24 protein-coding genes are annotated in these 20,525 nt (G+C 43.7%); all 24 read right to left on the bottom strand.

What is annotated here, in order from left to right; translation table 11 throughout:
* Positions 1-344 precede the first annotated feature (344 nt).
* Positions 345-752: a F0F1 ATP synthase subunit epsilon gene (locus JOC76_RS10245; RefSeq protein WP_205177498.1), complete on the bottom strand. Its 408-nt coding sequence runs from the start codon at positions 750-752 to the stop codon at positions 345-347.
* Positions 753-773: 21 nt separating this feature from the next.
* Positions 774-2,195, bottom strand: coding sequence for a F0F1 ATP synthase subunit beta (atpD, locus tag JOC76_RS10250; protein WP_205177499.1), 1,422 nt, complete (start codon positions 2,193-2,195; stop codon positions 774-776).
* Between the two features lie 271 nt (positions 2,196-2,466).
* Positions 2,467-3,324: an ATP synthase F1 subunit gamma gene (gene atpG / locus JOC76_RS10255; RefSeq protein ID WP_205177500.1), complete on the bottom strand. Its 858-nt coding sequence runs from the start codon at positions 3,322-3,324 to the stop codon at positions 2,467-2,469.
* A gap of 88 nt (positions 3,325-3,412) precedes the next feature.
* Entirely contained in the window at positions 3,413-4,921 is a 1,509-nt protein-coding gene (gene atpA / locus JOC76_RS10260) for a F0F1 ATP synthase subunit alpha (RefSeq protein ID WP_205177501.1), read from the bottom strand.
* A 211-nt stretch (positions 4,922-5,132) separates the two neighbouring features.
* Positions 5,133-5,669, bottom strand: a complete 537-nt coding sequence (locus JOC76_RS10265) for a F0F1 ATP synthase subunit delta (protein WP_205177502.1) — start codon at positions 5,667-5,669, stop codon at positions 5,133-5,135.
* Positions 5,666-6,196 (bottom strand): F0F1 ATP synthase subunit B, encoded by a 531-nt coding sequence (gene atpF / locus JOC76_RS10270; RefSeq protein WP_205177503.1) that lies wholly within the window; start codon positions 6,194-6,196, stop codon positions 5,666-5,668. Before atpF ends, JOC76_RS10265 begins: the two co-directional genes overlap by 4 nt.
* A 121-nt stretch (positions 6,197-6,317) precedes the next feature.
* The gene (gene atpE / locus JOC76_RS10275) at positions 6,318-6,530 is read right to left on the bottom strand and encodes a F0F1 ATP synthase subunit C (RefSeq protein WP_205177504.1); all 213 of its coding nucleotides are present in this window, start codon (positions 6,528-6,530) and stop codon (positions 6,318-6,320) included.
* 71 nt (positions 6,531-6,601) lie between these two features.
* Positions 6,602-7,309 carry a F0F1 ATP synthase subunit A gene (atpB, locus tag JOC76_RS10280; protein ID WP_205177505.1) on the bottom strand — a complete coding sequence of 236 codons (708 nt, stop codon included), beginning with the start codon at positions 7,307-7,309 and terminating at the stop codon, positions 6,602-6,604.
* Between the two features lie 18 nt (positions 7,310-7,327).
* Positions 7,328-7,708 (bottom strand): ATP synthase subunit I, encoded by a 381-nt coding sequence (locus JOC76_RS10285; protein ID WP_205177506.1) that lies wholly within the window; start codon positions 7,706-7,708, stop codon positions 7,328-7,330.
* 6 nt (positions 7,709-7,714) lie between these two features.
* The gene (locus JOC76_RS10290) at positions 7,715-7,936 is read right to left on the bottom strand and encodes an AtpZ/AtpI family protein (protein WP_205177540.1); all 222 of its coding nucleotides are present in this window, start codon (positions 7,934-7,936) and stop codon (positions 7,715-7,717) included.
* 384 nt (positions 7,937-8,320) lie between these two features.
* Positions 8,321-10,525, bottom strand: a complete 2,205-nt coding sequence (locus JOC76_RS10295; protein ID WP_205177507.1) for a S8 family serine peptidase — start codon at positions 10,523-10,525, stop codon at positions 8,321-8,323.
* Positions 10,526-10,558: 33 nt separating this feature from the next.
* Positions 10,559-11,542, bottom strand: a complete 984-nt coding sequence (locus JOC76_RS10300; protein WP_205177508.1) for a nuclease-related domain-containing protein — start codon at positions 11,540-11,542, stop codon at positions 10,559-10,561.
* 180 nt (positions 11,543-11,722) lie between these two features.
* Entirely contained in the window at positions 11,723-11,899 is a 177-nt protein-coding gene (locus JOC76_RS10305) for a hypothetical protein (protein ID WP_205177509.1), read from the bottom strand.
* 155 nt (positions 11,900-12,054) lie between these two features.
* The gene (locus JOC76_RS10310) at positions 12,055-12,231 is read right to left on the bottom strand and encodes a hypothetical protein (RefSeq protein WP_205177510.1); all 177 of its coding nucleotides are present in this window, start codon (positions 12,229-12,231) and stop codon (positions 12,055-12,057) included.
* 74 nt (positions 12,232-12,305) lie between these two features.
* Positions 12,306-12,935, bottom strand: a complete 630-nt coding sequence (gene upp / locus JOC76_RS10315; RefSeq protein ID WP_205177511.1) for a uracil phosphoribosyltransferase — start codon at positions 12,933-12,935, stop codon at positions 12,306-12,308.
* A gap of 288 nt (positions 12,936-13,223) precedes the next feature.
* Positions 13,224-14,465 carry a serine hydroxymethyltransferase gene (gene glyA / locus JOC76_RS10320; protein ID WP_205177512.1) on the bottom strand — a complete coding sequence of 414 codons (1,242 nt, stop codon included), beginning with the start codon at positions 14,463-14,465 and terminating at the stop codon, positions 13,224-13,226.
* A 182-nt stretch (positions 14,466-14,647) separates the two neighbouring features.
* Positions 14,648-15,196, bottom strand: coding sequence for a TIGR01440 family protein (locus tag JOC76_RS10325; RefSeq protein WP_205177513.1), 549 nt, complete (start codon positions 15,194-15,196; stop codon positions 14,648-14,650).
* A 16-nt stretch (positions 15,197-15,212) separates the two neighbouring features.
* Positions 15,213-15,659, bottom strand: coding sequence for a ribose 5-phosphate isomerase B (gene rpiB / locus JOC76_RS10330; protein WP_205177514.1), 447 nt, complete (start codon positions 15,657-15,659; stop codon positions 15,213-15,215).
* Positions 15,660-15,911: 252 nt separating this feature from the next.
* Positions 15,912-16,352, bottom strand: a complete 441-nt coding sequence (locus JOC76_RS10335; RefSeq protein WP_205177515.1) for a low molecular weight protein arginine phosphatase — start codon at positions 16,350-16,352, stop codon at positions 15,912-15,914.
* A gap of 203 nt (positions 16,353-16,555) precedes the next feature.
* Positions 16,556-17,113, bottom strand: a complete 558-nt coding sequence (locus JOC76_RS10340; protein ID WP_205177516.1) for a manganese efflux pump MntP — start codon at positions 17,111-17,113, stop codon at positions 16,556-16,558.
* A gap of 223 nt (positions 17,114-17,336) precedes the next feature.
* Positions 17,337-18,380, bottom strand: a complete 1,044-nt coding sequence (locus JOC76_RS10345; RefSeq protein ID WP_205177517.1) for an L-threonylcarbamoyladenylate synthase — start codon at positions 18,378-18,380, stop codon at positions 17,337-17,339.
* 184 nt (positions 18,381-18,564) lie between these two features.
* Positions 18,565-19,011: a GNAT family N-acetyltransferase gene (locus JOC76_RS10350; RefSeq protein ID WP_205177518.1), complete on the bottom strand. Its 447-nt coding sequence runs from the start codon at positions 19,009-19,011 to the stop codon at positions 18,565-18,567.
* A 317-nt stretch (positions 19,012-19,328) separates the two neighbouring features.
* Positions 19,329-20,252 (bottom strand): stage II sporulation protein R, encoded by a 924-nt coding sequence (gene spoIIR, locus JOC76_RS10355; protein ID WP_205177519.1) that lies wholly within the window; start codon positions 20,250-20,252, stop codon positions 19,329-19,331.
* A gap of 91 nt (positions 20,253-20,343) precedes the next feature.
* On the bottom strand, positions 20,344-20,525 hold a 182-nt coding region (locus JOC76_RS10360), incomplete at its 5' end, for a hypothetical protein (RefSeq protein ID WP_205177520.1).

Here is a 20,525-nt window from a genome sequence, read left to right on the forward strand (position 1 = left end):
TTTATCGTCAATATCGAAATAGCTAAAACTTTCAAACTATTTATTACGGAAAAGGAATCATTCAAATGACGATTTTTCGACAACCGAAAAGATATTTTACAATACTACTTATTTAGATAAAAATAACATAATAACGGAGTTTCTAATAGATAAAAATTATCTATTTAAAAATAAAATTGTTTGCCTTTTATATAAAGGCGAGCTGTGTTAAAAGTGGATGTTGATTTCCGCTCCAGGCACTCGCTTTCCGCTTCAATCAACATCGTTCCAAAATCATCAATACCTTTTAATACAGCAATATAAAAAAACCCCTCCGGGAATCCGAAGAGGTTTGATGTTTTATATTAGAATTTTTTTTCCGATACGGCGAGGCGATTGATGGCACGCTGTAAAGCAAGCTCAGCACGTCTGAAATCAGTATGCTCAGTGCGTTGTTGATTCACACGCTGTTCTGCGCGCTCCTTCGCTCTTAATGCACGTTCAACATCAATATCAGAGGCTAATTCAGCGGATTGCGCTAAAATGGTCACCTGATCAGGTCGGACCTCTAAGAATCCACCACTTACTGCGATGTATTCCGTTTTTCCATCCTTCTTCAAACGAACGGCACTAATGGCAAGCGGAGCAACCAACGGAATGTGACCAGGCAAAATTCCAAGCTCACCACTCGTAGCCCTGACACTAACCATCTCTACTTCAGAATCATACACCGGGCCATCGGGAGTAACAACACTGACTTTTACGGTCTTCATTTTTTACCCTCCTGGCAAACTTTAAGCTTCTACACCCATGCGTTTTCCGGCCTCAACCACTTCTTCAATACGTCCAACCAAACGGAACGCATCTTCTGGAAGATGATCATATTTACCTTCAAGGATTTCTTTGAATCCTTTAACCGTTTCTTTAACAGGAACATAGGAACCTGGCTGACCAGTGAACTGTTCTGCCACGTGGAAGTTCTGCGATAAGAAGAACTGAACACGACGTGCACGGTGTACCACTAACTTATCATCATCAGAAAGTTCGTCCATACCTAGGATCGCGATGATATCCTGTAATTCTCGGTAACGTTGTAATGTTGATTGAACTTGGCGTGCTACATTGTAGTGATCTTCACCAACGATTTCAGGTGACAATGCACGAGAAGTTGATGCAAGAGGATCCACCGCTGGGTAGATACCCATCTCAGAAAGCTTACGCTCAAGGTTTGTTGTTGCATCTAAGTGGGCGAAAGTCGTAGCTGGAGCCGGGTCAGTATAGTCATCGGCTGGTACGTAAATCGCTTGGATTGATGTAACGGAACCTACGTTAGTAGATGTGATACGCTCTTGTAATTTACCCATTTCAGTCGCAAGTGTTGGCTGGTAACCTACGGCAGAAGGCATACGGCCTAATAACGCAGAAACCTCAGAACCTGCTTGTGTGAAACGGAAGATGTTATCCATGAAGAAAAGAACGTCCTGTCCTTGCTCATCACGGAAATATTCAGCCATTGTCAAACCAGTCAAGGCAACACGCATACGTGCTCCTGGCGGCTCGTTCATTTGTCCGAATACCATCGCTGTTTGTTTGATAACGCCTGAATCAGTCATTTCATGATAAAGGTCGTTACCTTCACGAGTACGCTCACCAACACCAGCGAATACGGAAATACCGCTGTGTTCTTGCGCGATGTTATTGATTAATTCCTGGATTAATACGGTTTTACCTACTCCGGCACCACCGAATAGACCGATTTTACCACCTTTGATATATGGTGCAAGCAAGTCTACTACCTTAATACCAGTTTCAAGGATTTCAACCTCTGTAGAAAGATTTTCAAATGTAGGTGCTTCGCGGTGAATGGAATCACGGCGGGCACTTGCTGGAATGTCTTCTGCAAGGTCGATTGTATCGCCCAATACGTTAAATACACGGCCAAGTGTAACGTCACCAACCGGTACTGAAATTGGTTTACCTGTATCTTCAACTTCCGCATTACGTGTTAAACCGTCAGTAGAAGACATCGCAATTGTACGAACTGTATCATCACCTAAATGAAGGGCTACTTCAAGGGTTAAGTTAATCTCAACTTCTGATTCAGTACGCGCTGTGTTTACAATTTTCAATGCGTTATTGAGTTCTGGAAGCTGACCGCTTTGGAACTTAACGTCAACAACCGGACCCATAATCTGAAGAACGCGTCCTCTGTTCATCATGTTCCCTCCTATCTTACTCTTTCGGACATAGAGCCGGGAATGAACGAATCATTCCCAAGTCTACACCTATCTCGGACCCTACCTTGGGTTCCTTTTTATAAATTGATGTTGATTTCCGCTCCAGGCGCTCGCTTTCCGCGGGCGTGCCGGTGAGCCTCCTCGGCGCTTCCGCGCCTGTGGGGTCTCACCTGCCCCGTACTCCCGCAGGAGTCGAGCGCCTTCCGCTCCAATCAACTAGATTCGCAATGGCCGTTCAGCCATTAACCTACTATTCAAGCGCAGCCGCACCGCCGACGATTTCGGTTATTTCTTGGGTAATCGCTGCCTGACGGGCACGGTTGTAAATTAATGTATAAGAATTGATTAATTCTTTCGCATTATCGGTTGCGTTTCTCATTGCAGTCATCCGCGCGGCGTGCTCACTTGCCTTACTGTCAAGCAGGGCGCCGTAGATTAAGCTTTCTGCATACTGAGGTAATAGATATTTCAAAATCTCTTCTGCAGATGGCTCAAATTCATAGGAAGTGAGATTGCCAGTAGGAGTTAATTCCGCTAACGGAAGCAGCTTCTTCTCGGTAACTTCTTGAGAAATTGCACTTATATAATGGTTGTAATAAACATATAATTCATCAAAAGTTCCATCTTCGAACATCCCGACAGTTGAACTTGTTAGGTCCTTAATGTCAGTGAAGTTTGGTTGATCGGATACTCCGACGATTTCAAGCGCTACGTTCATACCGCGCTTCACGAAAAAGTCACGGGCAACACGGCCAATCGTAATAACCGCGAACTCATCATTTGATTTGTGACGGCTTTGGATCGTTTGGTTCACACGGCGGATGACGTTACTATTGAACGCACCAGCAAGACCCCTGTCAGATGTGATGACAATATAACCGGTTTTCTTAACAGGACGCGCTTTTAGCATGGGGTGATTAACACCTCTTGCGCCACTTGCAATCGCCGCTGTTACTTCTTGCATTTTTTCCATATAAGGTACAAATGCTTTCGCATTCGCAACACCGCGGTTCCACTTAGCAGCCGAAGTCATCTCCATCGCTTTAGTGATTTGACTCGTCTTTTTCGTAGAAGTAATACGCTGTTTTATATCACGTAATGATGCCATAGGTTCTCACCACCCTTTTTCAAAGAATGTCTGGTTTTAGACCGTGCGGCGGACCGCACGTCTAAACCCTTCAATATGTCAGACCCTATTATTCGGAAACTGCAAACGATTTTTTGAAATCGTTGATTGCAGAAGCCATATCCTCATCAGAAGGAAGATCCTTCGTTTTGGTAATATGGTCTAACAATTCTTTGCGGTTGTGGTCTAACCAGTTATGGAATTCTGATTCAAAGCGGCGAACATCCTCTAATGGAATATCATCAAGGAAACCGCGTGTTAATGCATAAAGGATTACAACTTGCTTTTCAACCGTAAGCGGCTTGTGAAGATCTTGCTTTAGAACTTCAACCGTACGAGCACCACGGTTCAGCTTCGCTTGTGTTGCTTTATCAAGGTCAGAACCGAACGCAGCAAATGCTTCTAATTCACGGTAGGATGCAAGGTCAAGACGCAGTGTACCTGCAACCTTCTTCATCGCTTTGATTTGCGCGGATCCACCTACACGTGATACGGAAAGACCTGCGTTGATCGCTGGGCGAACACCGGAGAAGAAAAGGTCAGATTGTAAGAAAATTTGTCCATCCGTGATGGAGATAACGTTTGTTGGGATATAAGCAGAAACGTCACCTGCTTGTGTTTCAATAAATGGTAAAGCTGTAATCGAACCAGCACCAAGAGTATCGTTAATTTTACATGCACGTTCTAACAAACGGCTGTGTAAGTAGAATACATCCCCTGGATATGCTTCACGACCTGGAGGACGGCGTAGTAACAAGGAAAGCTCACGATATGCAGCAGCTTGTTTTGAAAGGTCATCGTATACGATTAAAACGTGCTTGCCGTCATACATAAACTCTTCTGCCATTGCAACACCAGCGTATGGAGCTAGGTATAATAGCGGTGCAGGCTGTGATGCAGAAGCTGTTACAACGATTGAGTATTCTAATGCGCCATATTTACGAAGAGTTTCAACTGCGTTACGAACAGTTGATTCCTTCTGACCAATGGCAACATAGATACAAATCATGTTTTGACCTTTTTGGTTTAGGATGGTGTCGATTGCAACAGATGTTTTACCTGTTTGACGGTCACCGATGATTAATTCACGCTGACCACGTCCGATTGGAACAAGTGCGTCAATCGCTTTAATCCCTGTTTGAAGCGGCTCATGAACCGATTTACGAGCCATAACGCCCGGAGCTATTGCTTCTATAGGGCGAGTTTTTGTCGTATTGATTGGACCCATGCCATCAACTGGTTGTCCTAATGAGTTTACAACGCGTCCGATTAGCGCTTCACCTACTGGAACCTCCATGATGCGGCCTGTGCGGCGAACCTCGTCTCCCTCACGAATATCTGTGAAAGGTCCAAGGATGATAATACCAACGTTATTTTCTTCAAGGTTTTGTGCCATACCCATAACGCCGTTTGAAAATTCTACAAGTTCTCCTGCCATGACATTGTCGAGGCCATGAACACGAGCGATACCGTCACCGACTGAGATAACTGTACCAACATCACTCACTTGAATTTCTGCCTGATAATTTTCAATTTGTGATTTAATCAGGGCACTGATTTCTTCAGCTTTGATGCTCATGAGTTTCACCCCTATCTATGATACTTTGCGTATATTTTTTGCAACGTTCACTATTAGAATTGTCCAGCTACAGCTCCCAGCGGCGAGACGACTTCGCTCTTCGCCCTACGATAAGTCAACATCGATTCGCTTACGCTCATCGTGTTTCCATTATCTCGGTTGAAGTGCTCCAGTCCTGTCGTGCGCTAAACGGTCGCTTCCGCTTTTCTTGTTAACTTAATAATTTACGTTCTAAACGGTCTAGCTTTCCGCGCAGAGAGCCGTCATAAATTCGATTTCCGATGCGAAGGCGGATGCCGCCAAGCAGATTGGAATCGACGATATTTTCGATATTTAGTGATTTTTTGCCAATTTTCGCAGCAAATGTCGTAGATAATGCCTCGCGTTCAGCATCCGTTAATTCACGTGCGCTGTACACTTCTGCATCAGCAATACCCTTCGCTTCATTTGCCAAATCTAGAAACTGGTCAGTAACTTCAACAATTTGATCTTCACGATGGCGATCGATTAAGATCAAAAGCGTATTAAGAACATACACATTCACTGATACAAAAGCATTTTTCACAATCTCTTTTTTCTTATCAATTGTAAGTTTGGAAGATTTAAGAACAGCTTTTAAATCAGGATTGTATTCCAAGACTTCCTTAACTACACGAAGGTCCTCTTCTACTTGACTTAGAATCTGCTGTTCATTTGCAATTTGAAAAAGAGCGGACGCGTAGCGTTTGGCTACCATTGTGTTGCTCATCGTCCTTCTCCTGCCTCTTTAATATATTCGTTAATCAGTGCATCTTGGTCTGCAGCCGTTAATTCCTTTTCAATTACTTTAGAAGCAATTAACACAGACAAGGAAGCAACCTGTTCGCGAATAGCGGCAACCGCTTTTTCCTTTTGCTGCTCAATTTCAAGCTTGGCAGATTCTTTCAAGCGTTCTGCTTCCGCGCGAGCCGTTGCAATGATTTCTTCACGCTGAACATCGCCTTGCTTCTTCGCATTTTCGATTAAATTCTGCGCATCATTACGTGCTTCTTTTAAAAGGTTACGCTGCTCTTCTATTAGTTTTTTTGCTTCTAAACGGCTGTTTTCAGCCTCAGTAATTTCATTCGCAATATGCTCTTCACGTTGTTTCATAATGCCCATTAATGGACCCCATGCAACTTTCTTGAGCACTGCTAACAAAATGATAAATACGATGAGCTGGAAGAAGATATCTCCAGTATTAATGTGGCCGCTGCCTTCTGCCGCTGTAGCCAGTACTAAACTGCTTGTTAACACCCTGGGTTCACTCCTTTCAAGAGTTGCTTTACATAAGGAAAACAATCATGTGATAAAACAAACATAAACGAATGGCGAAGGTTTTCTTGACATTCACTTCGCCATTTGGAGTCTTTCAATATTAGCGATTTAAAACCATGAACGCTACAACTACACCTATAATTGGTAATGCCTCAACTAACGCAATACCGATAAACATGTTTGTTAAAAGCATTCCACGTGCTTCTGGTTGGCGGGCAATCCCCTCAACCATACGACCTGCGACAAGACCATTACCGATACCTGCACCTACTGCTGCTAATCCTGCTGCAATTGCTGCTGCTATAAGATTCATTATAAAGTTCCTCCTTAAAATTGTATAAATAAAGTTTTTTATATTTTGCTCATGAAATGAACATGAATATCTTAGTGATCACTGCTTACTTTATGGGCCATATAAACCATTGTCAGCATCGTGAAAATATACGCTTGGATGGTGCTGACAAACAATGAGAATCCCAGCCAAATAAACGTTAACGGCACTGCCGCTATTGCACCAATAATTCCGGTTGACGCTAAGCCTCCGGTTAAAAGCGTAAGTAACAATTCACCCGCGTAAATATTTCCATAAAGACGCAGACCAAGTGTTAAGGCATTGGCAAATTCCTCAATAATTTTTAATGGGAATAAGAATGGAAGTGGTTGAAAGAATCCTTGTCCATATCCTTTTACTCCCTTTAATTTAATACCATAGAAATGAGAAAGTACCACAACCATTACGGCTAATGTCAGTGTAACTGTTGGGTCAGATGTTGGCGAGCGCCACCATTCTTGTTCATTAACAGTAATTAAAAATGGAAGACCAAGCATATTTGACACGAAAATATACAGGATTAAAGTGATCCCAAGGATGTGAAACCTGCCACCATCCTGCCAATCCATCATGCTGTTGATAATCCCTTTTACAAAATCCATTACCCATTCCAGGAAATTCTGCATTCCTGTCGGTTTCATTGCCAAGTTTCTTGTGGAAATCAAAGCAATAATAAATACTATGACACTGGCAACTGTGATCATAAGTATGTTTGCTAAATTAAAATAAAGACCCATAAATTCAACGATTGGAGCATGCATGCTACTTCACCTCACTTCCTAGTTTTGTTTTCTAATATAAAATGAATAAAACACATAATATATCGTAATGACAATGTAATTTGTCATTAGTCCCAATACTACACCAACTATTTCGAAATTATGCGGCCATCTTAAAGCAACCATAACGGCAATTGCCGCCATTGCCAATCTGGCTGTAGAGCCGAGTGAGCGTAATTTTTTTCCACTTGTGACCGACTTATCAAACTTGTTCATTTTTATGTACAGCATCACTAAGATGATCAGACTACACGCTGTTCCAAGAAGTAAGCCCATAAAGACTCTTTGATAGGAAGTAAAACCCCAGCCTAAGACATAGAAAGCCATTAAATAGAACATCCATTTGCAAGTCCGCTTATACGTTTCTTTAAATTCTGTCATTACGAATTAATCTCCTGAAAAGTAGTTTCGGATTGATCGCAGCATGGAATACGTCCCAGATGCCAATCCTATCAGAAGTCCGACTATTAAGAAAATTGGATCTGTGCTAAAGTGATGATCCAGCCATTGGCCAGCAAAAATGCCCACAAGAATGCATCCCACTAATTGGGCAACGATTGCGGTCATTAGAGCATAAGCTTTTAATGGATTGCGGTCCTTCTTCATAATTTAAATCATCCTCTCCGTCAGAGAATGAGTAGCGGACTAAAAGTTATTTTAGGAAAGCTGATAACTTGTTTCATGTCAAATGAAATTTTAATGAAAACCCTACCATGCATACCCTTTGTAAGCATACAATAGGCACCCTCCAATGTCAATGACTTTACGTGAAATATACCACAATCATGTAAGGATTTTCCCTCTTTTAGAACCCATAGTCAATACTTTTATTGTATTGTAAATTTTGAAAATTTTTAGGCTGAAATGTGTCTATTTTGTGAACTTTTAATCCAATTTTAATCTAATTCTCATAAAAGATTATCAACCTCTCCAAAAATAAGACTTGTAAACGGACTCAGTGTTCAGGTTTTTTTAATTAAAAAGGCTGGAGCGTCATCTTGACCCCAGCCGTGAAAACGATTCATCCAATTTTTCAATCGTTATCATCCTCTCAATAAAATCCTCTTTTCCAGCTTTTTTCGCAAAAACCTTAACAAGATACGTACCTGTTGCCGGGAGCTGTTCCTGCTTAATAATCCTACGAAGCTGTCCCTTTTTCACATTTGTTTCACTATCTAAAAATCCGACAAACCGGTAACTTTCGGGGTTAAAAAGCGCAATACCAAACTCCTCAGCGCCCCCCGGAAGGTAGACTTCATAACGATATTCCCCCGGTCTATCACCATAAGCAAAATCAAAGCCCATGACTCTAGGATATCCAGGTTCTTCTAGTACATACAAGTAAGGGATTTGAATTCGGTCCCCTCCTGCTTCAAGCACGAGGAAGCCATCATGGATTTTCCTTTTAAACACCTGCGGCTCAATCGTCAGTTCGACGTTAAGCTCCTTCGACTTGCCAGGTTCAAGAGTAAATGATAACGGAAACCGCCAGCTGACCCCTTCAACCTTGTGCGGAATCTGAAATGAATACCGCTGTGTCTTCCTACTTGTATTTTCAACCTTTAACACGGCCGTATGGCTGTCACCGTGCTCAATATACTTCCCGAAGCGAAGGCTGCTCGGCGTAACGAGCGACGTAGACCGGATTGCATCAGCTACTTGAATCCGGCCTGCCCCCTGCTCATACGTATGGTACTTATCTTCCGGACCCGGCCCGATCGGTTTCGCGGTATTCATCAGTGCCGCTTTAATCTGCGCCGGCGTCCAGTCCGGGTGTGCCTGCTTCACTAATGCACACGCACCCGCTACATGCGGTGCCGCCATACTTGTCCCTTGCAAGGATAAATAACCACCCGGAATCGTCGAATTGATGGCCACTCCCGGTGCAACCAAGTCCGGTTTAATCTCCCACGTCCCCGTCACAGGACCGCGCGAACTGAAGTCTGCGAGCCGGTCCTGCTCCTCCGTAACCAACACCCGTGCAGCCACACTTTGGTTCATTAATTTTTTTTGTAAAATAACTCCGTCACCCTTAGAGAGTGCTCCGACTGGGATGGTCATAGGAGTATCGACGTTTCCCATGAAGCTCCCGCTCAAATTGTTATAGATTAATACGGCTTTAGCCCCCGCTTCATAGGCGTTTTTAGCCTTCTCGGAAAATGTAATGGTGCCCCGCTTGATCAGCACCATTTTGCCTTGAACATGTTGGAGGTCCTCTTTTCGACCAATCCCCCCGTCAACGAGTTCAAGCGAGCGGTCAAGTGCCCAGTTGCCTGAGCCATCCATCGGCTGAATCCGCATCTTTTCCCGGCTTCCTACTATTATTAAGGAAGGTATTTCCATTGTCGGTGTTGAGGCCCCAACGGAAATCGCCTTAGAGGCGGTGCCAGGTGAACCGACCGACCAGACATCAGGCCCCGAATTACCAGAGGCTGCGACGGCAACGATGCCTTTGTCGACGGCACGGTTTAACGCAAGCGAGATGGGAAGGTCCGGTCCGTTGATTTCATTTCCGAGGGAAAGATTGACGACATCGACTTTATCTTTGATTGCCTGCTCGATGGCAGCGAGCACCTGTTCAGTCGTTCCGCCTCCGCCTGGTCCCAGCGCGCGGTAGGCCACAATTTTTGCATCCGGGGCTACGCCTTTTATTTTTCCATTGGCTGCAATGATGCCGGCCACATGGGTGCCGTGGATGGTTGCTTTGCCGACGGCGAGTGTTTCCATCGGGTCTCGGTCATTGTCCACGAGGTCGTGCCCGCCGGCATAGTTTCTTTTTAAATCAGGGTGGGTATAGTCGACTCCCGTATCAATGATGCCCACCGTAATGCCTTTGCCAGTGAGGCGATGGTTGTCTTCGTCAAAAATGCCGCGAACCTCATCCCCACCAATGATTTTGACGCTTTTTTCGGTTTCAGCTTGGTATTTGGTGACAGGCGAAACCGTAAGGATGCGTTCTTGCTGGCTAAGCTTTGCAATCGTATCTGGGCTGCCTTCGATGGAAAAACCATTTAGGGCTTCCCGGAAAATACGGCGCAGTTTAATGTCTTTATAGGTGTTAACCATACGGTTGATTTCTTGATCGGACTGCGGTTGTTTCAGGACCACAATCGCAACCTGTGTCGTTTTTGGTATCGGTGGATGGATGAGTACGGTGGAGGTTTGGATGGTTAGCAGGATTGATAACAGCCATTTCATTGCCGGATTCCCCTTTTTCCTCATAGCGTTTTCTTAGAACAGGGAAAGTATGCAGTCTGGTGGGAGAAAGTATTGGGCTGCTCGTTTGCTGTTTCCGTCTGCCGGAAGATGGAGGGTGTGAAGAAGGTATTTCGCGACACCACGCTGCTCAATTATTAAAAATCCCTGAAAGTCTCTTACGGTTAAGGGAACGTTCATTAATAAGAAAAAGTCCTTCACTGCAATGAGATGTGCATTTTTAGAGTACGTCTTACAAATGGAACAATACCATGCGGCAGAGACTCTTATCATTGGAAGTGCTTGACACTTAGGACATGGAACACCGGGTCGGATATCAGATTTGGGAATACTATAGGTTTTGAGGATATCGGGGTAGGAGGGAATTCTTTGGGATAATAGATAGTCACAGGCTTGGGTAAGTGCTCTGCCTTTTAGAAGCGGATTTTGATATTTTTCGGAAATCTGAGCGACCTTTTCCTCTAAATTTTCGGCATAAATCATATGTTTGAAGATATGCTCATTTCCCGGGTTTGTTTTAAGGATGGTTGAATTTCGGCTAAATACAACTAAGTACTCAATCGGAATGGGTTTTAGTTTATGCGCCAAGTTCCATTGCATTAATTGACTTCGGTGTCGTTTTGCCTGTGTTAGCGGGTTAGAGATTCCTTCCTCTATCTCTTTATACCTTCTTATTACACCATTCGTATTTTGATCAAAAAATAATGTCCCAGTTATGTTTTTTATTTCTAAAACTAAGCCAAATATTTGCGACATAATGAGTGTGTCGATTTGGAAGGTGTTTTTATTTTTCAAACGAAGGTCATTCATAATCCGATACTGATCGTCTGGCAGGTAGCTTAAGTAGTAATCCACATTTTTCTCTCCGGAGTAGCCTGTTTTCCAATTAATAAGTTCTTTTTCGATATCATGGTATCTGGAATGAGTCTTGGGTAATCTTCTCAGCAGAGCTTCGCGCTGTAATAATGGGATGGGAATCGGTCTTTCATTTAGTATCATCTGTTTTTCCTCCTTAAATTGGGATTTCCCCTCTTAATTTTCCTTATTTTTGTGGAAATTCCTGCTTATTAATTGGGAATACTCTGTGAACGTTTTTTTGTATTGAGGTGGCGTGAGGGGGATTGGCTGATTTGGGAAGAACATTGGCTCATTTTTCGGCAACATTGGATTTTTTATCAATTACACCCAATTGGGCAACCCAGTAAAAAGACCAGTCATGCCTCGCTTTTTCCGGATTGGTTCATTTTCCAGTCGAATTGGCTCATTTTTTTCAAGTATTGGCTCATTTTTGCCGTTCAATGGCTCATTCTCCCACAGGATTGGCTCATTTTTCAGCAACATTGGACTTTTTACCATTCATACCCAATTGGGCAACTCGGTAAAATGACCTATCATGCCTCGCTTCTTCCGGATTGGCTCATTTTTTCAAGTATTGGCTCATTTTTGCCGTTCATTGGCTCATTCTCCCACAGGATTGGCTCATTTTTCGGCAACATTGGACTTTTTACCATTCATACCCAATTGGGCAACCGAGTAAAAAGACCTATCATGCCTCGCTTTTTCCGGATTGGCTCATTTTCCAGTCGAATTGGCTCATTTTTTTCAAGTATTGGCTCATTTTTGCCGTTCAATGGCTCATTCTCCCACAGGATTGGCTCATTTTGCAGCAACATCGGACCTTTTATCACTTATACCCAACCAGCCACCCCCCGTCCAATCCCCACACAACTAAAAAGCCGAGCTTCCTCAGCTCGACTTTCCATTATTTCGTTCCAAACAACCGGTCTCCTGCATCCCCTAGTCCTGGGACGATATAACCGTGGTCATTTAGTTTTTCATCTAAAGCGGCGATATAAATATCAACATCCGGGTGGGCAGCCTTAACAGCTTCCACACCTTCAGGGGCAGCAATTAAGCACATGAACTTAATATTCTTAGCTCCGCGCTTTTTCAGGGAGCGAATGGCTTCAACAGCGGAACCGCCCGTTGCAAGCATCGGATCCACAACGATAAAATCGCGCTCCTCCACATCGCTAGGCAGCTTAATGTAATACTCCACCGGCTGCAAAGTTTCAGGGTCACGGTATAAACCGACATGGCCCACCTTCGCGGCTGGGATTAATTTTAACACACCATCCACCATTCCGATACCGGCGCGGAGAATCGGTACGATCCCAATCTTTTTACCAGAAAGGACCTTTGATTTCGCCGGACAAACTGGAGTTTCAATATCGATATCTTCAAGCGGCATATCCCTTGTAATTTCAAATGCCATTAAAGTTGCAACCTCATCCACAAGCTCGCGGAATTCTTTGGTCCCTGTATTTTTATCACGTATGTAAGTTAGTTTATGCTGGATTAGCGGGTGGTCGAAAACGTATACCTTTGCCACATTAATCGCCCCTTCTTTAAATTAATCATCGTCTCATTTTACAGAAAAAAGACCTATAGAGCAACCCATTATCTTTCGACGTAAGAAGCCTAAATTGAGTGAATTTTCCCGAAATACTAAGTAAGTCTAGTAAGCTTTAGATTTCGAATATTATGTGACATTTATTCAGAGACTGCACTCCAGACTACTTTTTCTCGCTAACCCTATACTGCCTTGATTTTTCCCAGTATTCCTGTCCAAATTTACGTATAAAAAACCCCCACCAAAAGGCGAGGGCCGAACCATATATTAATATTCTGGGTATAAAACGAATTTGCTCGTTAATGCTTCAACGCGTTCGCGTGCTACTGCAAGCTGTGCTTCGTCTTCATGATTTTTCAATGTGAAAGCGATGATAGACGCAATTTCATCCATATCTTCTAAACCAAAACCACGGCTTGTAACCGCCGCAGTACCGATACGGACACCGCTTGTTACAAATGGGCTATTTTGGTCAAATGGAATGGTGTTTTTATTAACGGTAATGCCGACTTCATCCAACACATGTTCTGCAATCTTACCAGTTAAACCAAGGCTTGTCACATCAACTAATAGCAAGTGATTATCTGTACCGCCCGATACAAGCTTTAAGCCTTCTTTTTGTAGACTTTCAGCTAAACGGCTTGCATTCGCGATAATATTAGCAGCATATTCTTTAAAGCTATCTTGCAATGCTTCACCAAAGGCAACAGCTTTCGCTCCAATAACGTGCATAAGCGGACCGCCTTGAATGCCAGGGAAGATCGATTTATCAATCTTCTTACCAAATTCTTCTTTGCATAGGATCATACCGCCGCGAGGTCCACGTAATGTCTTGTGAGTAGTAGTTGTTACAAAATCAGCGTATGGCACTGGGTTTTGGTGCAAGCCTGCTGCAACAAGACCAGCGATGTGAGCCATATCGACCATTAAGTAAGCTCCTACTTCGTCCGCAATCTCACGGAATTTCGCAAAGTCGATAGCACGAGGGTAAGCACTCGCACCTGCTACGATTAACTTTGGCTTATGAGCAAGAGCTTTTTCACGTACATCATCATAATTGATGCGGTGAGTCGTTTCGTCAACACCATATTCAACGAAGTTATATTGAATACCACTGAAGTTTACTGGGCTTCCGTGTGTTAAGTGTCCGCCGTGAGATAAGTTCATTCCTAGAACCGTATCGCCTTGCTCGAGGATGGTGAAGTAAACAGCCATGTTGGCTTGTGCTCCTGAATGCGGCTGAACGTTAACGTATTCAGCACCGAAAATTTGTTTTGCACGATCGCGGGCCAAATCTTCCACTACATCCACATACTCACAACCGCCATAATAACGGCGTCCTGGGTAGCCTTCTGCATACTTATTTGTTAATACCGAACCTTGTGCTTCCATGACTGCTTCACTTACAAAGTTTTCTGATGCAATTAATTCAATTTTTGAACGTTGACGTCCTAATTCCTGTTGAATCGCTTGAAAAACCTGCTCGTCCGCTTGAGACAAATGCTTCATCCTAAATCCCCCTTATATGTTTAACACAATTAAAATTAAAATTCAAAATCGAAAATTCCTTCTTCATTCTAACATATCTTTCGGATTTTGCCACCCTAAACTCTATAAAAATAGTATAAATGGTGTCTGACACCATTTATAACCGAACAATCATGCAAATTGTGGAAATGTTACAAATGGTGTCAGGCACCACAGTCGTAGACGGCGCGGGCGCCGCCGATTAGTTTTGGGCGGGATTTTGCCAGAGTGACGAGGGCATGTCCGACCGTTTTTTGTTGGACGCGGACCGGAACGGCAACATGCTTGAGATGCATGCCGATCAATGTTTGTCCAATGTCTATACCTGCCTCCGCCTTCACGAATTCCACCACAACAGGTTCTTCCAACCCTGCAAACGCATGGGTAGCCATCGCCCCACCCGCTTTGCGAACTGGAACAACCGTAACCTCTTCATAGCCTCGCCGCACCGCCGCGGCACGTTCCATGACCAACGCGCGGTTTAAGTGCTCACAGCATTGAAAAGCAAGATACACACCCGTTTCCGCTTGAAACTCCTTCAGCTGCCGGAAAATCATTTCGGCCACTTCGACTGTTCCTGAAGTGCCAATTCGTTCGCCCATGACTTCACTCGTGCTGCAGCCAACGACAAACAGCTGTCCTGCTTTGAGCCCTGCTTGTTCTTGGAATTCCTTTAATATTTCCGCTAATTCATTTTCCCATTCTTGAATCATAAGCGATTCCCTTCTTTCAGAGGTGCTTATTTTCGTACTCAGAGATTTTGCCAATTCGGTTCGTATGACGGCCGCCTTCGAATTCTCCTGTCAGCCAAATCTGCGCAATATCGCGTGCAAGCCCTGGTCCGATTACGCGCTCGCCCATCGCCAGCATATTTGAATCATTATGGGCCCGCGTTGCCCGAGCGCTGAACGTATCATGCACAAGGGCACAGCGAATCCCTTTGACCTTATTAGCCGCAATGCTCATCCCAATCCCTGTACCACAAATCAAAATACCGCGGTCAAATTCACCATTTGCTACTTTTTCCGCCACAGGCAGGGCATAATCCGGAAAATCAACGGATGTTTCACAATCACAGCCAAAATCGACGTATTCAATATTCAATTCTTCCAATAATTTCGCAATTTCCTTCCGAATATTGACGCCGCCATGATCTGATGCTAAAGCTACTTTCATGTTAACTCCTCCTATATCGTTCCTTCCAATTTCTTCTCACCGAATACTCTACATGTTCCCATCCAAGCGACTACTTGTGTGGGAATATTCTGTTATCATTTTGACACACTGCCCAAAAAATTTAAAGCAGAAACTTCCCGCCCCCTACAAAGCGGGAAGTTGACTCCAAAACAATAGCCCTCTTACGATAAGAGAGCTTAACCTTACACTATCACTTAGTTTTTTCAAAAAACGTCAAACCATTCCAACATACTAGTCTTGAAATTTTTCCATCGCCTTCACAATTAATCTCTCCAACTCATCATAAGTCTCCTCATAGACCGCAAGACTGCCGCCATAGGGGTCCACCACATCCGGAGATCCAAGTTCACCGCTATATTCCTTCAACGTATATACCTTCGCCCCCGCGTGTGGAAACTGCTGCTGAATCGCCCATTTATGAGAACCCGTCATCGTTAAAATAAGGTCTGCCCAATCGACCGTCTCCAATGTAACCATTTGTGAACGATGATTGTGCGGAACCTGATTGTCAGCAAGTACCTGCTTCGCGTGGGCCGATGCCTCACTGCCAATTGCCGCATAAATCCCCGCCGACCGAACCTCCACATCACCGATCTTTTTATTCCGCAAAATCGCCTCCGCCATCGGACTTCTGCATGTATTCCCTGTACAAACAAACAAAATACGCCGCAATCGATTCTCCCCCCTTCCATCTAATTTTCCCTCGAATTTGGCTGTACAACCCACTTTTTTGAAAATGAACCTAAGTTCGCGCACGCCACACTGGTCCTTTTTTTTAAAAAAAAATACTTCAGCCGGGAGAAGCAAGTACCGCTTTGGATTGATTTTAGTCTAGCATATGTAGAAGTCGTTTTTAAAGATTTCAGCGCATCTCTTTACCAAAATTGACTCAGCAGCTTTAAACCGAACCCAAGGAGAATCGTTCCACCCAATGCCTCGCTATAGGTTCCAAGCCATCCTTGAACCTTTCGTCCAAGCAGCAAGCCTGCCCATGTCTGCACAGCAGCCACAATTCCAAAGCAGAAAAGAACCATAAACGTTTTGGCCCCGTAGATGCCTAGTGTCAAACCAACTGAAAAACTGTCAAGACTCACGCTTAACCCAAATAACAGTAAGCCGAAGCCTGCTGGTGTGATTGCTTTTGATTCTTCCTTTTTCAATGTTGACAAAATCATTTGCACACCAAGAACAATGAGGAGCAAACCACCGATGATGGTCGCAAACGTGCCGAATTTTTCAGATAGGAATTTACCTGCTAAAAGGCCTAAGAGCGGCATCAATACATGGAATAAGCCGATGGTTAAGCCGATATAAAATATTCTTTTCAACCGCAAATTGTACATCCCCATACCAAGCCCGACCGAGAAGGCATCCATTCCAAGTGCCAAGGCCATGATTATGAGTGTGATAAGTTCGCCAATCATTTCTGACATGCAATTCCGCCCCCTTGGACTAACTATCCTAGCCTATGCACGTCCAAGCGGAAATAGAAGCGAGAAAGATAAAAGGGATTGGGGCTCTTTCGAAAGGCTTTAAAACGCACTAGAATACGGGGGGCTCAACAATTGATACTCTCAGGATGAGGTGGATGGGTTTATTAGATACGTTTAACGCCAACAAAAAAAGCACCGAGCCTCCTAAAAGGAGAATCGAGTGCTATTCGCTGATCAGCTTATGTCCTGCTGCTTTTTCCAGCCGGTTCATGATAGCATGTCCGACGCCCTCATTTGGGAAAATCTCACTAAAAATAATATCTACCTTCCCCTGGTTGAAGCTTCGTAATGTATCATAGAGAGAAGCAGCCACTGTCTCAATCTCAGCCCGTCTGCCACAAGCTAGCACAAGCTCCGCTTCATAAAAGCTTTCGTTCTCCTCGGTGGTTAACACCCCAACCCGGAGCCCTTCTCCCCGCTTCTCTTCTACTAATGTTTGCAAAAACTCCCTAGTGCCTGACACCATAAAAAGCGGTGCATTCGGCGCATAATGGGTGTATTTCATCCCTGGTGATTTTGGACGTGCAGACTGATCCTTTAAGGCCGCGTCTTCCCAAACTTTCCCGATAACTTCCTCAAGCTGTTCTTTTGTCACGCCGCCCGGACGCAGAATCACAGGGAGGGTTCCCGTGCAATCGATGACGGTCGATTCGACGCCAACTCCTGTGGCCCCGCCGTCCAGTACACCAGCGATTTTGCCATTTAAATCATCCAATACATGCTCAGCCTTCGTTGGGCTCGGCTTTCCAGAACTATTTGCACTTGGAGCGGCGATCGGCAGTCCACAGGTTTTCAACAACGCGAGCGCCACCGGATGATCCGGCATTCTAACCGCAACCGTCTCGAGTCCAGCCGTTGCCTTCTCTGACAGAGCGCCTTCTTTCTTTTTAAAAATAATTGTTAACGGTCCGGGCCAAAATGCATCCATCAGTTTGGCTGCAGAGGGCGGTACCTCCGTTACAAATCTATTAAGCTGTTGGCGTTCGGCAATGTGAATAATTAATGGATTATCCCCAGGCCTTCCTTTCGCTGCAAAGATTTTTGCCACAGCTTCATCACTTTCGGCATTGCCGCCAAGGCCATAAACGGTCTCTGTCGGCAGGGCGACAAGTTCATTTTCTCTTAAAAAATTGGCTGCATCCACAACCTGTGGATTATTTTCGAGATTATCCACATATTTATCCACTTTCCAGACATTTGTGTTCATAGTTATCCACCTTTATTGATGTCGAAACTTTTATCGAATTTTGGCGAATTTACACGGAAAACTCCTATTTGTTCACCTAGTACGTTTGCAAGTATAAAAGAAGGTGGGTATAAATACAAGTTTTATCCACAAATTGTGTATAACTTCCTTGAAAAAGTGGATAACTTTACCGACTAATCCACAGTTATAAAGTAAATTTCAAAAATAATGAGTTATCCACATTTAAAACGTGTCGAATGTGCTCAGAGTTATCAAATTCTGTGGGTAACGCTTTCCGCTCGATTGGTTGAAAGCCCATTAATTCGAAAAAGGCAAGAGCCACCTTTTTATTTGTTGCCAAAAACAAGCTTTTCATCCCTTTTTCTTTTGCTAGTTGGATCATTTGATCAAATAGGACAAAGATTTCTTTATCCGCTTGTCCAGGGGAAACAACCAACGAGCGCAGCATGCCGTTTTCGTTAAATGCCTCCATGCCAAGCGAACCGCAAATGGTTCCGTCCTTATTTTCTAATAGAAGAAAATAGTCGATCGTTTCTTTGGTTAGTCCATCTGTCCCAAGGTTGGCTTTTATTAGAAATGCTCGTAGATTTTCCAAATCGTTTTGATTCGCTTTTCGTATAAGTGCTTGCATTCTATCCACCTCTTTTAAAAGATTCTACTCTATTACTATGAAAGACTAGAGATTATAGAACAGGCGGTTTGAATTTTTTAATAGGCGTTGTAAGTGGGTTGTTGATTTCCGCTCCAGGTGCTCGCTTTCCGCGGGCGAGCCGGGAAGCCTCCTCGGCCCCGTACTCCCGCAGGAGTCGAGCACCCTCCGCTCCAATCAACAGAGTATAAAAATATAAATATCAACAATATTTTTAACAGAGTACTTTTATTAATTAGGGCAGAAAAAAGTGCAACTATTCTAAGCAAATAAAAAACCAATCCGGGGGCTGGATTGGTTTAGTCAAACATTTTCTCCCACATTTCTACTACGAAAAACTTTACTTTTACAGGCTCTTCATCTTTCGCTGTGTAAACAGGTGCTTTCTTGGTCTTTTTCGCTTTTTCTACTGAATGTTTTTCTACTTTCGTTTTCATCTCTTTTTGATCTACCACTTGCTTTTCTACTTTATCTTCAACGGCCGTTTTTTCTACTACTTCTTCTGAATATTTCGGCTCTTGGATTACTTGTTCAGGCTGGTCTTCTTCTACTGGTTGAACTTGCATGCTTGATTCGGCTTGTTTTTCCGCTTGTTTGCTTGGCTCGGTCTCACTTTGTTTTTCCACAGTAGGAGCAGGCGCAGCCTCTTCCTCCTGGGAAACTTTTTCTTTTACTGTTTCTGCTTTTGCGACATGCTTATCCTCAAAGCCATCGCTTACGGCAACCCCATTTGAAAAATCAAGAAAGCATAACGGCGGGTATAAAACACACCACCAATTTGCTCCTTCGCCTTTGCCTAATGTAATCAAAATCGCTTGGTATTCGCCAGCAGGATATAAATATTGACCATATAATTTGGTTGGAAACTGAACTTTTCCAAACTCGACCTTAACGGATTGCTTGGAACCTTGTTCTTGAACTACTTGTTCAGCGATGTTCTGAATTTCGGGAAGCTTGGCGTTAATGACCTTCTTCGCTTCCTTCATGGAAGTTAAGTCCTGAACCCAAAGCGTGATATGGGCGTTGACCGCGTCACGCACCTTGCGTTTAAGCGCTTGGTCTTCTTCAAAATCACTATTTGCTAATATCCTAAGGCGGATTGCTTGCCCTGGAATGACAATTGATTCTTTTTGTGCTGCTTCTGTTTTTGGCATATATAAGTTCAACATTGTACCCAATGATAAAATGACTAAGTATCCCCACACTAGTATTTTGCTTCTCATCTTAGCACAACCCCTTTGCCCTTCGATAGTTTCATTTTGGACAAAAGGCGAGAATCTTAAACTAGTAAATCTATAAAACTCTATTAAATTTTTATGAGAGTGGTTGTAGGTAGTATTTGTTGATTTCCGCTCCAGGCGTTCGCTTTCCGCGGGCGTGCCGGGGAGCCTCCTCGGCGCAAAAGCGGAGGGCACTGAAAAACTTACGTTTTTTTAACTTTTCATTTTGAGCTAATAAAAAAAGGTGACATTCCGTCTTAAATTTGATGAAAATGT

The sequence above is a fragment of the Neobacillus cucumis genome (assembly GCF_016908975.1).
GTDB classification, from domain to species: domain Bacteria; phylum Bacillota; class Bacilli; order Bacillales; family Cytobacillaceae; genus Neobacillus; species Neobacillus cucumis.